The following is a 13,403-nucleotide window of genomic DNA, read 5'->3' as shown; positions in this document are numbered from 1 at the left end:
TTATATCTCATTTTGTTTATTTTTTATGACGGTTATTATTTTACTAAGAACTGCCCAGGCCAGTAAAGAAATTGTTGCTGCAAATAATAAGTCGGCTATTAATGGCCAAAAATAAAATGTTGTCAGATCGGAATCTGGCGGACAGGGGTCACATCCATTTACTCTGTTGAAAAATGTTAAAGGGAAACCGTAATTGTCGTCACCATCAGACGCTCCCTTTAATTCTGCTGTTGTGATGGTTAAATATCCAAAAAGTATAATTGTGAAAATGGAAAGGATTAACAGGCTTTTCTTTTTCATCGAATATTTAAGGTTAAAAGTCAATTGGCAAATCTGGCAAGTTATAGTTTACCCACGATAGCTACGCGAATGTAAAAGATTATTTGTTTCAACCAATGAGACTAATACAAGTAAGAGATAGCTATAAGAGCGGTATAAGGATTCGCTGTAAACACATTTTTTCAGATAAAAAAATTTATTGGAGGTAACTTGACAGGTGCGTTGATTCTGGCAAAAAGCGTGTTGTTTTAGGCGATAACTGTGCGGGTTCGTTGAGCAGCAAGGAATCCCATTTGCAGAGATTGATTTTTCTTTATAGCTTGTCATTCCAAACTTATCTAATGAAACGTATTTGCGTGCCCTTTGTAGCCTTATTGATCTGTACTTTCTTTTCCTGTAAAAAGACTTCTAATGATCCGGTTCCAACGCCGGATCCACCTGACAACAGACCGCTGCAACTTGTTAAAAAGATAACACGCTATGAAATTAGCGGGCAGGTTACAGTGGATTCAGTATCCTATTCTTATGATACGGCCGGCCATCTTACACTTATAACAAACCTCAAAACGAAATTGACTGATTCAAAATATATTTATGCAGATGATTCGTTAGCGACTATAATATATTATGGAGTTAATAATCGTACCGATACTTTCAGAAATTCCATAAAGTATTTTGATGGCGGCAACACGATGTTCATGGATTTTACCCGTCCAGGTAACAATGGGGGTATTGATACCGTTCTGATCACCTATAAATGGTCGGGCACTCAATTGCGGGAAGCGTGGACCTATTTAAACATGGCTAATCCGCCAATGAACATTTTACAAAAATCGATCCTTACTTACAATAGCGATGGCAATGAATTTGAGAATACGCTTATCCCTGCTATTGGGCCTTCACAACTACAGACAAGGGGCGTAGGGTATGACCAGAAAAAGAACTTTTTCAGCACCCTGTCCAGGCTGAATTACATTTTTATGGCTTGGGGATTTCCCGCTGCAACCAGGTCTGTAAACAATCCGGTCAAAGGCGAAAATGGCAGTGGCCAACAGACGGAATACATTTGGACCTATAATAAAGATGACTATCCGCTCACCATGCAGGTAAAAGGAAAGAATTATGTGGCGGTGGAACTAACATATAATAAATAGGAGATCATTATCTGATTATAGCATAACTAATTAGTTTTTAATTAAAGATTGTAAAAGCCATCGCTCCGAAGCGGGGCTTTTTTTATTGTTAAAAGAAAGAAATAAAATGAAAGATTTTTGCAAGCTGTAAGAATGTTTGTATATTAGCCTATGAAAATAGTAGACTAATAAACATCCTCTTTATGGAACCTTATACTTCAAAGACTGATTGGTGGCCTCCGGGCCTGGCTATCCGAATAGCTGCTCCATTTGTTATTGTCCTTCAATCTACTTCCGGCCGTTGTTGTGCCTGCTGTTGCTAATTACTTTTCCGGGAAATAATTCCTCCAGCTCATTTGTCCCGGTGTTTCCATTTTAGTAATACATTATTTGCATCTGTGGCTTGCATAAGGTCATAGCTGCGTTTATATTTACCTCGCAAAACTTTTTATATGAAGAAGTTTGAACAGCAGGCTTTTCGCCTGGAAGAAACTATTACCGATACACAGCTCGCATATTTCAATAAATACGGCTTTATCCAGTTCAGGAATTTTATAAGCAAAGAAACCGTACGCGGATTTATTGCAGAAATTGAAAGCGTACAACAATATTTACTTCGCAATAATATTGATAAGATCAACGGCATTCCGCTTAAGTTCGGGCACGATGAATGGGGTAGTCCCTTTATTCAACGCCTGGCGTTTGCCTCACAATACAGTCAACAACTACATGATTTTTTAAATGACGGCCGTATCCAATCGCTTGTAAAATTGCTGGGCGCTTATGAAGGCCGGGTGGGTGAAAATGAAAAGGACGGCCTGGTGGTAAATCATTATGTAAACACCATTAACAGCCAGTATAAACAACTGGGCTGGCATACGGATAGTCCGCGGGACCTGTTTTTAGGCTCCCGCATTTTACCCATGTTGAATGTGGGCGTTCACCTGGATGATTGCCCTTTTGAGAATGGGGGCTTGCGGGTTTTACCGGGTACCCATAATCAGGGGTTGTTCCGGTTGTTATTCAGGAAGAAATACTTTATTGACAATACCCCCGATAAAAAAGAAGTTGGGTTTGATATTGAGGCCGGTGATTTAACCGTGCACGACGGCCGGTTATGGCACCGGGTACAACAATCACCTCATATCGGTGAAAAAAGCCGTAGAAGGGTAATGTATATTCCGATAATAACCGGGGCATATCAACCTAAACACAAGGATAGTCCAACTCCATTCTATCATCGCCTGGCGCAGTTAAAAGCCAAACCTGCCATTAAATTAGCCGGCGTGGCTGTTTCTCTGAATACAGAGAAGGCACAGGAGGTGAGGGCGTAGAAAGTCTGAACTGGGATGGTTGGGATTAATGGGATGTGTGGGAATTGAAGGTAGAAGGTTTTTGGCGGTGCAAGAAAGTTATTAATTTCCAATGTCGCGAACCGTCTGCCGTCTGCCGTCTGCCGTTTCACGATTGCCCAAAGCGAAACTAGCTATTAGTCGGAGATTGCCGATTGCCGATTGCTCTCGGCTGAGCCGAGACCGATTGCCGATTGCCGATTGAAGGTTGATCATTTTTGTACCATTAAATAAAACATTATGTCATATGCATTAGTGACTGGCGCAGCCAAAGGTATTGGGAAAGGGATAGCCAGAGAACTGGCGCGGCAGGGTTTTAACCTCTTGCTTATTGATAAAGATGGGGCTGCATTGGCTGCCACAAAAGAGGAACTGGAATCAACATCCGGATCTATAGTATATACACTGCCTCTCGATCTGTCGGTTGCCGGTTCCCTGGAAACCATAACCTCATGGACTTCCATCTGGCATAATGAACTGCAGGTTGTGATTAACAATGCGGGGTATGGTTTGAACGGTTCGTTTGAACAATTGTCGCTGGAAGAACAATTGAATATGATCGACGTGAATATAAAAGCACAGGTATCCCTGTCGCATGCCTATATCCCTGTTTTGAAAAAGCACCGCCAGTCTTTTTTGTTGAATGTTGGCAGTACTACTTGTTTTCAATCTGTACCCTATTTAAATGTATATGCTGCTTCAAAAGCCTTTGTTGTATCGTTTACCAGGGGATTGCGGTTTGAATTGAAAGCTTCTTCCGTATCGGTAAGCGTGCTGATCCCTGGTAGCACCGATACCGATTTTGTGAACCGGGCCCGCATGTCGGATGAAGTTAAAAAAACGGCAGAACGATTTAATATGTCGCCCGACCTGGTTGGGAAGATCGCAGTGCGTGGTTTATTTAAGGGAAAAGTGGAGATCATTCCGGGTCGTAGTAACAAGTTACATGCCTTCTTCCCCCGGTTCTTTCCCAAATCATTTGTAGAAAAGATCGGTGGCAAAATATATAAACCGGCAGTGCAACAGGTAAACTCATTAGATCCTGCGCCGGTAAATTTAGCAGTAAAATAACACTAACCCGTAAATAGTAACACGCTGATCATTCCTGGTCAGGTATCTGTAACAGCCATCGCTATGGGGCGAGGCTGTTTTTTTTTGTTTGTTATTCCGACTAATTTGGTAGACTAAATGAATTCATTATATTTGTATCAGGAAATGTTAAAACCAATACTATTGTTATGGGAATTACCTCGAACAATATAATTTTTTTTCAACCTGCCACCCAGGCAGGATCTTATAGCAGTATTCTGTTAAAAGAATGCTGTTGTTGTTGCTGTTAACACTTACTCCGCTGATAATTGTCCATACTGATACAAGATTGCCTGCATACAACCTCTGACCCCTTCCGCACCAGATGAATGAATAGCCGTGCATTGTAATTAACCAATAAACGTCAGTCAAATAGAGAATAAAAAAACCGGTAAGAATAATTCCTACCGGTTCCGGGATGAGATCAGTCCGTAACGCCAATCACTTACTGGTCTTCATCCTGATTACATTAACGATAAAACATCATTAACATGAATCTGTTTCAAAGGTATAAAAAATACCTTGCTGGCAAGCTATTGCCGGTCAATGACCCTGCATTGCTGCGACTATCTGTTCAGACAATGCTTTTTCTTTCCCTTGTCTCACTTTCGGCCTCTGCCCAAAACAATAATGTGCAGTTGGTTGGCAAGGTGGTGGATGACAGAACAAAAGAACCGCTGGCGGGTGCAGTGGTGCATATTAAAGGCACCACGCACCATGTGGTTGCCGATGACGAAGGGGCATTCACCTTTATTACCGGTCAAAAAATTCCCGTTGTTTATGAAGTAAGCCATGTGGGGTATGAGTCCCGGGAAATAACCGTGAAGGATTATAAGCCTGTTGATATCCGTTTAAAACCAGGTAATGCCCAGCTGAGTGATGTTGTAGTAGTTGGCTATGGCACGCAAAGAAGAAGTGATGTAGCTGGCGCGGTTACAAGTGTTCCCAAAAACCTGCTTACCCAGCCTGCTGTTTCTTTCGATAACCTCATACAGGGAGCGGTGCCCGGTGTGGCGGTAACGCAAAGTTCAGCGCAACCTGGCAGTACAGCCACCATACGGGTGCGTGGTGGCAATTCCATCACTTTCGGCAATGAACCCTTGTATGTTATTGACGGGTTTATCATTTACAACAATAACAGCTTTACCAATACAGGCGCTTCCAATGGCGCCAGTGTGAATGCGCTGGCCACTATTAACCCCAGCGATATTGAATCAATTGAGATACTGAAAGACGCCTCGGCAACTGCCATCTATGGCTCACGCGGTGCCAATGGGGTTGTGGTGATCACTACCCGCCGGGGAAAAAAGGGCACCGACGAATTTAATTATAGTGCTTATTACGGTGAACAACAGGTGTCTAAAAAGCTGGACCTTTTAAATGCTGCTCAGTGGGCATCGCTGGTAAACGATATCAATCTCAGTGATGGTAAACCCAAAACATTCACCGATTCGGCAATTGCTGCTGCAGGCGATGGATCTGACTGGCAAAGTTCCGCGCTGAGGGATGCGCCAGTACAAAACCATGAATTATCCCTTGCGGGTGGCGATGACAAATCGCGCTACCTTATTTCCGGGAATTATTTTAATCAACAGGGGACGGTGTTGAATTCAGGGTTTAAGCGGTATTCGGCACGCATCAACTACGAAAGGAATGTGACCGACCGGTTTAAGGTGGCTGCCAATATTTTCGGCAGCCGGTCGCTGGAAGATAAATTAACAGGAAGTGGCTACAACAGTATTAACTTCAGCGGCGCCTATCCCAGCCTGGTATTGTCTTCACCCGTAGCATTGATAAAGAACGGTGATGGTACTTACAATACTACCAGTCCGTATACCGCTTCGCCCACCAATCCATTACAGGATATAGTAGCTACTACCAACCGTAGTTATCTTACCCGGGTTATGGGAAGCGCTTCTGCCGAATATAAAATACTAAAGGAGCTGGTGCTTAAGATCACCGGCGGCGTCGATATCCTGAATACCAAACAGAATTATTATGCGCCTACACCAATTCACCGGCCGGTTCTTCGAATGGTTATACAATGGGTGGTTATGGTTCTGTAGGTACGGTGGCCGCTGTTTCCTGGTTGAATGAAAATACCCTTACCTGGGACCATACCTGGCAAAATACACATTTCCTGAATGTACTGGCTGGCTATACCACGCAGTTTTCAAAAGATGAATCCGCAGTAGCCAGCTCCCAGAAATTCCCTAACGACCTTACCACTTATAATAATCTGTCGTATGCCGGATCGGCGGTGTTGTCCCTCTCCGATGCGCACCAATCGACCCTGAATTCTTTTCTGGCAAGGGTGAATTATTCTTACCTACATAAATATAACATCACCTTGTCTGAACGCGCCGATGGCTCCTCACGGTTAGGGGCAAACAACAAATGGGGCTATTTTCCTTCCATTGGCATTTCATGGAATATAAACAAAGAGGATTTCTTTCAGCGGTTCGACCGGTATATCAGCAACCTTAAATTACGGGTAACGGCCGGTAAGACCGGTAATTCCGAAGTGCCGCCTTATAGTTCACTGGCCGCACTGGCGCCCACCAACTATTATTTCAACAATACCCTGGTAACGGGTATTGCGCCGGTTCAGTTAGCCAATCCTGATCTGAAATGGGAAACCACTAGCCAGTACAATGCCGGTGTTGATCTCGGTTTATTTAACAATCGTATAAATGTCACTTTTGATGCGTATTATAAAAAGACAACCGATCTGCTGCTGTATGTGCCTTTTCCATTATATACCGGATATGCCAGTCAGTTAGAGAATGTGGGCAGTGTGGAGAATAAAGGATTTGAATTGGGACTAAGTACCGAAAATATTAAAAGCCAGGATTTCACCTGGCGCTCAACTTTTTTAATAGCGGCAAACCGGAATAAAGTATTGAACCTCGGGGAAAGTTCCAGCTTTTTTCCCATAGCACCTACTGGTCAGGTGTCGCCGGTCATAGTACAGGTGGGATTGCCTGTGGGTACCTTTTGGGGATATTCAACCAATGGACTGTTAACCGCTGAAGACCTGACCAAAGGCGTGCCTGTGCTGGCTGGTGTATCGCAACAGGTGGGCGATACAAAATATATTGACAACACAGGCGATGGGTTTATTACCACTGCCGATAAACACAACCTGGGAAGTGCACAGCCAACATTCACGGCCAGCTTTTCAAATAATGTTTCCTGGAAGCATTTCGATCTGTCGTTTTTTATCCAGGGTTCTTTTGGTAACAAATTGTTTAACCTGTTACAACAGAAGCTGGAAATTCCTACCATCTCATTGAACGCTTCGGCTGCCTTGTTAAACAGGTATAGTACAACAAACCCCAATGGTACCATTGCCCGGGCCACCAATTCGCCGGTACCGCAGGTTACCGACCGCTATATTGAAGATGGTTCTTATGCCAAACTCAAAAACATCACCCTGGGTTACAACTTTCCTGCCACCATTAGTTCAAAGGTCCGGGCCAAACAGTTGCGGGTATATGTTTCTGCGCAAAACCTGATTACCCTCACGCATTATACGGGGTATAATCCCGAAGTGAATTTTTACGATAACGACAATACCAAGCAGGGAATAGATTATGGCATTTATCCTGCTACCAGAACTTTTCTGGCGGGTGTAAATATTACTTTTTAAACGCTCTTTAAAACCGCAATAATGAAACGAATCATATATGGAGTTGTTGCAGCAGGTTTACTGCTATCCTGCAACAAACTCACAGAAGACCCCGCTTCTGTAACCGTGGCCGGTCAGTTTTATAAAACACCTGCTGATGCGCTTGCCGCCGTTAGTGCGGTGTATAGTACATTGAACAGCGACCCGGCCGGTGATTTCCCTATTTACGGCCGTAATCTTAACCTGCTTACCTGTAATGGAGGCGATGAGTTGGTGTTCAGTCCCAGCAATACCAATCCGGATGTACGGGCATTGGGAACAACTACTTATGTACCGGCAAATGACCGGGTACGAAAGATCTGGCAGCAACATTATTATGGCATCAGCAGGGCGAACGTGGCTGTAGATAATGTAGCAGGTATGTCTATAGATACCACACTGCGCGAACGCCTGGTACGCGAAGCCCGGTTTGTAAGGGCCCTGTTGTATTTTAACCTGGTACGTTTATTCGGGGATGTGCCCCTGGTATTGCATGACCCCACCACGGTTGATGTAAACAATTTAAAGACCGGCAGAACATCAAAGGATAGTGTTTATCAGCAGATCGTTGCCGATCTGAAGGAAGGATTCAATTTACCAAAGTCATATTCCGGGGCCGACATAGGGAGGGCTACCAGCGGCGCTGCGCATGCCTTACTGGCAAAAGTATATGTGACCAGGCGGGATTGGCCGAACGCGCTTGCTGAATTGCAAAAAGTAATAACTGCCGGAACATTTACGAATGCCACCGGGGGGTATGGATATAACCTGTTTGCCAATTTTAAAGATGCTTTTCAAAAGGCTACAAAGAATGGGGTAGAGCATGTTTTCTCTGTACAATTTGAAACCAACCTGGGCGCCAAAAACAGTACCCAGTTTATCAGTTCAGGAAGCTTTAGTTCGTTTAACCCGGCGGTTTATCCTGGCGATATTCCGGCCGATAGTACTGTATATCAGCTCTTCGATGCCAGCGATACGCGGCGGGGTGTTACCTTTTTTACTACGCTGTTAAATACGTCAACCGGACAAACCATAAATTTTGGCGCACCCCGGTGGAATAAGTTCATCGATTACAGTGTATCTCCCTTGACCAGTCAGGCACAAAGCGGATTGAATACTCCGGTGATCCGTTATGCCGATGTATTGCTTTTATATGCTGAGACCCTGAATGAACTCAATGGCGGTCCCACCACAGATGCCTATACTGCCATCAATAAGGTGAGAACAAGAGCCGGTATTGCCAATCTTACAACAGGATTATCGCAGACTGCTTTCCGGGATTCTGTTTTCCATGAAAGAAGAAAAGAATTTATCCTGGAGGGGAACCGCTGGTTCGATCTGTCGAGAAGAGGCGGCAGTTATTTGTTCGATGCGTTGAAAAAGTTCCCGGCTAAAACAGGTGCGGCGCTTAAAGACACACTATATCCTATACCACAGGTTGAAATTGATCTGGCCGGTTTAACCCAAAATCCGGGGTGGTAAAAACTAACAAAACTTAATTCATCAATCATTAAATACATCAACATGCATTTTCACAAAATCAACGGGGTAACCAAAATGGTATTGGTCTCCTCAATGCTTGCGGGTATTACTGCGCTGCCATTTGATGGTAAGGCGCAAACAGCTCCCCAGTCTTACCAGGGCGTAGTGGGTAAAACCTATGCCGATTCAAAAGAATGGTGGCAGCCTGCGGTTAAAGCACCAGCCGGTTCGCCCAATATTGTATGGGTACTGCTCGACGATGTTGGCTTTGGCGCCGCCAGCGCTTTTGGCGGATTGATCCCTACGCCTACATTCGATAGTTTGGCCAACCAGGGTTTACGCTATACCAACTTTCACACATGCGCTATCTGTGCACCTACCCGGGCTGCTTTATTAACAGGGCGCAACCAGCACTCCGTGCATATGGGCGGATTTGCTCATACAGCATTGTCGGCTGGGTTTCCCGGTTGGGATGGCCGGATCCCTGCCGATAAGGGAACGGTGGCGGAAATACTTCGCGAGAACGGTTATAACACCTTTGCCGTGGGCAAATATGGTGTAACACCCGATGAAGATGCAACCGATGCAGGCCCCTTTGATCGCTGGCCATCCGGCAAAGGGTTCGATCATTTCTATGGTTTCCTGGGATCGCAAACCGATCAGTACAAACCTGACCTGGTAGAAGATAATGCACATATAACTCCTGATGGCAGGAACCTGAATGAGACCATTACGGATAAGGCTATCAGTTATATCTCAAAACAAAAAAAAGCAGCCCCTGATAAACCTTTCTTCCTGTACTATGCGCCCGGTGCTACCCATGCGCCTCATCAGGTGCCGCCATCATGGGCTGATCTGTACAAAGGGAAATTTGATGAAGGCTGGGATGTATATCGCGATAAAGTGATCGCTAATCAGAAAAAGCTGGGACTTATTCCCGCCACTGCGCAATTGCCAACCCGCAATCAATATATAAAGGCATGGAATACCTTAACCCCTGATCAGAAGAAAGTGTATGCCCGTTTTATGGAAATATATGCCGCTTACCTTACGTACATCGATGCGCAGGTGGGCCGTATTGTTGATCACTTAAAAGAAATAAAACAACTGGACAATACCTTGTTCTTTGTGATCATTGGCGACAATGGCGCCAGTAAAGAAGGGACCTTCCAGGGCGTGCTCAACAGGGGACCGCTGGGTGGTAAGGTCTCCGATGAAGAACAGTTTAAGAGCAACCTGGAAAAAATTGGTGAAATAGGTACGCCTTCCGGATCAAATACCAATTATCCGCTTGGCTGGGCACAGGCAACCAATACGCCTTTCAAATACTGGAAACAGGATGCCAATGCTGAAGGTGGTACGCACAATCCACTGATCATCTTTTATCCCAAAGGCATAAAGGATAAAGGCGGTGTCAGAAATCAATACGGACATGTGGTTGATATTCTGCCGACCACGTTGGAATTTGCCGGGCTTTCATTACCGGAGAAGATCAAAGGCATTAAACAGGATACACTGCAGGGTACCTCGTTGTATTATTCACTGGATAATGCCACTGCACAAAGCCGTCATACAGAACAGTATTACTATATTTTCGGTTCCCGGGCTATTTATAAAGATGGCTGGAAAGCCGCTGCTGCACACCACCCGGATTATATAGACATCAATGTGTTGCCGGGTAAAGATTCCGTTGAACGCAATTTCGATAAAGATGTATGGGAATTGTACAACCTGAATGATGATTTTAATGAACGGACAGATCTGGCTAAAAAGTACCCGGAAAAGTTAAAAGAGCTACAGGGGCTTTTTGATGTAACGGCGAAAAAATACAATATCTATCCATTGATCGACTGGGCTGATGTGTGGAAGAGAAGAGCGCAGGCGGCGAAACAGACAGCTGCCAGTACTACCACTGGAAATGAAGGCAACGCTGCAAAAAAATAGATGAAAAACCAGTACAGAAAATGCGTGCCACGGTTTCAAACCATGGCACGCTTACTTTATATTATCACCTTGTTCTCACCGGCCTTCAATGGGTAGACTTTTCCTTTCCAGATCAGGGTACCCGATTTTTTGATGGGCAGGTTAATGCGCATCGTCCATTTGCCTTTTTGTAATTGATAGTGAACGGAAATACTTCCATTGGGATGGGGTATTTCACCAGCCAGGTTGATGAGTTTGCCTACATGTGGTTCTATTTTTATTTTACTAAATCCTGGTGCATCGCTGTCGATACCCAGCACCGTTCTGAAAAATTCAATATTTGGACTGCTGCCCCAGGCATGGCAGTCGCTGCGGGTATAGTCTATGTTGCTGTCTTCCGTCCAGGTGGTTAACCCGGCTGCCAGGTTTTTATACCAGATGCCCAGCCAATCCATATAGTTATCACCCAATCCTGCTTTAACAAGGGCCTGATGCAGGTAATACTTAAAATAAATGGTGCATTGCGTAAGCGTGCTGTCGGTCAGCATTCGGTTGGCCACTGCTGTCATAGCTGCTTTGTTCAGCATACCGGTCAGGATGGCCAGCGAATTGGTATGTTGGGAAAAACTGTTTTGCTCCCTGGTGTCAGCAAATAACCCATGTGCCGCATTCCAGTATTTACGTTGAATGGTTTGTTTTAACCGTGCTGCTTGCTGGCTATAGTGATTGGCATAGTAAGGGATGCCTAATTTGTTTTCCAGACCGGCGGCCCATTGATAGGCCCATAACAATTGCAGGTCAAGAATGGCGGAGCTGCCATCTGTTCCTTTTGGTGGAGATCCTACAAACCAGTTTTGCCCATTGGCCCAGTCTACAAATGTCCAGTACGGCGTATTTTTTAATGAACCATCGGCTGTCTGGTATTTACTGAAGAAGGAAAGGATCTCCCTGGCGCCGGCCAGTTTGCTGCTGATGAAATTGCTGTCGCCGCGGTACATCCAGTAATCGTGCAACATCCCAATATACCACAACGAAAAAGTGGAAATGATCTGTGTGCCCTTTGATGGGTACCGGCTAAGGGTAACGCCGTCTGTTAACCGGGAATGGTCCATTAACTCAATGGCGTTACGGGGCAACCGGTTATCGGCGCTGTTGTAATAGGTGATCATGGCCTGTACCCGGGTATCGCCAATGTATTGCAACTGCTCGTAATAAGGACAGTCGGTATACGTTTCCCAGGCATTTAAGCGGGCAGTTCGCCAGCCTGTTTCCAGTATTTTGTTGATGCCAGTATCGGTAGTAACAAAGGTGGAAGGTTGTTGAAATGGATACCCGGTAAAGGTGCCGAACAGATCATCGATCACCAATGGGTCATTCTGTGTTTGTACCAGTAACTGTATATAGCGATAAGTACGGAAGTTAAGATTGGTGTATACCTGGTCATCGCTGCCATCAGATACCAGGCTGTCCTTCCGCCCGGAAAAGAGCTTTCCCTCCACCTCATTGCGGTTTCCCTTACGGGCGCCGTATTGGGTGAATTCAGTCACCAGTGATTCTGCATACCGAAGCGAGATGCCGGCATTTTTTCCTTTGCTGAAATGCAGGGTTACATAGGCATTGGTAAGAAAGGTTTGGTCGAGCAGTAAAGTTGCGGTGGTATTTGCCGGAATGGTTACAGCTGTTTTATTGGCGGGGAAACCGGATGGCATAGTGATACCTGTGGCTTTGCGGCAAACCGGAATGCGTTGATAGGTCATTTCCCGGGGTGGCAATGGTGAAGGTACCAGCATCCATCCAAAGCCATCTGATTGCCCTTTTGGCTGTCCGCCAATGAGGTTGTTGGCAAAGGGCCAGGCACTGTCATCAAGCGTGGTGCTCATCCAGTGGTTGATGGTCTTATTCCTGTCTACAAACTCCCCAACAGTAGCGGCAAAAAATCCTGCGATGGGTTGGTAGGCCTTGTCGCGCATACATTTCCAGCTGTTATTGGTATTAAGTAATTCTTCTGCTTTGGAGTTTCCCTGAACAATAAAAGCAGTGCGGAAACTCAGCTGCGCTTCTGGCCGGTAATCGGCTTCATTCCAAACAATGGCTGCAATGGTATTTTTTCCTGAAACCAGGAATGGCGCCAGGTCAACTGTTTCATAATTCCAGTTATACAGGTCACCTCGTGCCGGCCCCAACGATACCAGGCTGTCGTTCACATATAGCTTATACCTATTGTCGGCAGAGACATGTATGAGGAAACTGGCTGGTTTGGTTGCCAGTTCCAGATGTTTTCTAAAATAATAGATCCCATATTCACGCCCATCATCGCCGGGGGCTGCAATCCAGCTGGCGTTCCAGGCAACTGGCGAGGGGGTGTTGCTGTTGGCCGCCGGTCTGGGTGTTGGGTGTGCGGATGCGCTAATGAATAAACTTACTACGGTAATGATAAGCGTGAATGTGCATTTCATTTGGTGACTATATTATTAA

9 protein-coding genes are annotated in these 13,403 nt (G+C 45.1%); 7 read left to right on the top strand and 2 right to left on the bottom strand.

The annotated features are described in order from the left end of the window. Positions 1-300: a hypothetical protein gene (locus J7I42_RS19475; protein ID WP_209140521.1), complete on the bottom strand. Its 300-nt coding sequence runs from the start codon at positions 298-300 to the stop codon at positions 1-3. Positions 301-620: 320 nt separating this feature from the next. Between J7I42_RS19475 and J7I42_RS19470 the strand changes: the two genes are divergently transcribed. From J7I42_RS19470 to J7I42_RS19440, 7 genes are all read left to right on the top strand, one after another. Continuing rightward, a complete protein-coding gene (locus tag J7I42_RS19470) occupies positions 621-1,433 on the top strand; it encodes a hypothetical protein (protein WP_209140520.1) in 813 nt (270 codons plus the stop codon). A 431-nt stretch (positions 1,434-1,864) separates the two neighbouring features. Then, a complete protein-coding gene (locus J7I42_RS19465) occupies positions 1,865-2,746 on the top strand; it encodes a phytanoyl-CoA dioxygenase family protein (RefSeq protein WP_209140519.1) in 882 nt (293 codons plus the stop codon). 258 nt (positions 2,747-3,004) lie between these two features. Beyond that, entirely contained in the window at positions 3,005-3,835 is an 831-nt protein-coding gene (locus tag J7I42_RS19460) for an SDR family NAD(P)-dependent oxidoreductase (RefSeq protein ID WP_209140518.1), read from the top strand. A gap of 509 nt (positions 3,836-4,344) precedes the next feature. Then, a complete protein-coding gene (locus J7I42_RS35430; RefSeq protein ID WP_209140517.1) occupies positions 4,345-5,919 on the top strand; it encodes a SusC/RagA family TonB-linked outer membrane protein in 1,575 nt (524 codons plus the stop codon). Continuing rightward, positions 5,898-7,505: a SusC/RagA family TonB-linked outer membrane protein gene (locus J7I42_RS35425; protein ID WP_209140516.1), complete on the top strand. Its 1,608-nt coding sequence runs from the start codon at positions 5,898-5,900 to the stop codon at positions 7,503-7,505. Before J7I42_RS35430 ends, J7I42_RS35425 begins: the two co-directional genes overlap by 22 nt. A 21-nt stretch (positions 7,506-7,526) precedes the next feature. Beyond that, on the top strand, positions 7,527-9,005 hold the full coding sequence (locus J7I42_RS19445; protein WP_209140515.1) for a RagB/SusD family nutrient uptake outer membrane protein: 1,479 nt from the start codon (positions 7,527-7,529) through the stop codon (positions 9,003-9,005). A gap of 42 nt (positions 9,006-9,047) precedes the next feature. Further along, positions 9,048-10,949, top strand: a complete 1,902-nt coding sequence (locus tag J7I42_RS19440; RefSeq protein WP_209140514.1) for an arylsulfatase — start codon at positions 9,048-9,050, stop codon at positions 10,947-10,949. 56 nt (positions 10,950-11,005) lie between these two features. Here J7I42_RS19440 and J7I42_RS19435 read toward each other — a convergent pair whose 3' ends face one another. Further along, a complete protein-coding gene (locus J7I42_RS19435) occupies positions 11,006-13,384 on the bottom strand; it encodes an alpha-L-rhamnosidase-related protein (protein WP_209140513.1) in 2,379 nt (792 codons plus the stop codon). Positions 13,385-13,403 lie beyond the last annotated feature (19 nt).

The sequence above is a fragment of the Niastella soli genome, assembly GCF_017742245.1.
GTDB lineage: Bacteria > Bacteroidota > Bacteroidia > Chitinophagales > Chitinophagaceae > Niastella > Niastella soli.
This window is presented reverse-complemented; position numbering and strand designations above follow the sequence as displayed.

Bases quoted from the DNA above. Each gene is read 5' to 3' on its own strand.
- J7I42_RS19475 (WP_209140521.1), bottom strand. From the start codon at position 300: ATGAAAAAGAAAAGCCTGTTAATCCTTTCCATTTTCACAATTATACTT.
- J7I42_RS19470 (WP_209140520.1), top strand. From the start codon at position 621: ATGAAACGTATTTGCGTGCCCTTTGTAGCCTTATTGATCTGTACTTTC.
- J7I42_RS19465 (WP_209140519.1), top strand. From the start codon at position 1,865: ATGAAGAAGTTTGAACAGCAGGCTTTTCGCCTGGAAGAAACTATTACC.
- J7I42_RS19460 (WP_209140518.1), top strand. From the start codon at position 3,005: ATGTCATATGCATTAGTGACTGGCGCAGCCAAAGGTATTGGGAAAGGG.
- J7I42_RS35430 (WP_209140517.1), top strand. From the start codon at position 4,345: ATGAATCTGTTTCAAAGGTATAAAAAATACCTTGCTGGCAAGCTATTG.
- J7I42_RS35425 (WP_209140516.1), top strand. From the start codon at position 5,898: ATGGGTGGTTATGGTTCTGTAGGTACGGTGGCCGCTGTTTCCTGGTTG.
- J7I42_RS19445 (WP_209140515.1), top strand. From the start codon at position 7,527: ATGAAACGAATCATATATGGAGTTGTTGCAGCAGGTTTACTGCTATCC.
- J7I42_RS19440 (WP_209140514.1), top strand. From the start codon at position 9,048: ATGCATTTTCACAAAATCAACGGGGTAACCAAAATGGTATTGGTCTCC.
- J7I42_RS19435 (WP_209140513.1), bottom strand. From the start codon at position 13,384: ATGAAATGCACATTCACGCTTATCATTACCGTAGTAAGTTTATTCATT.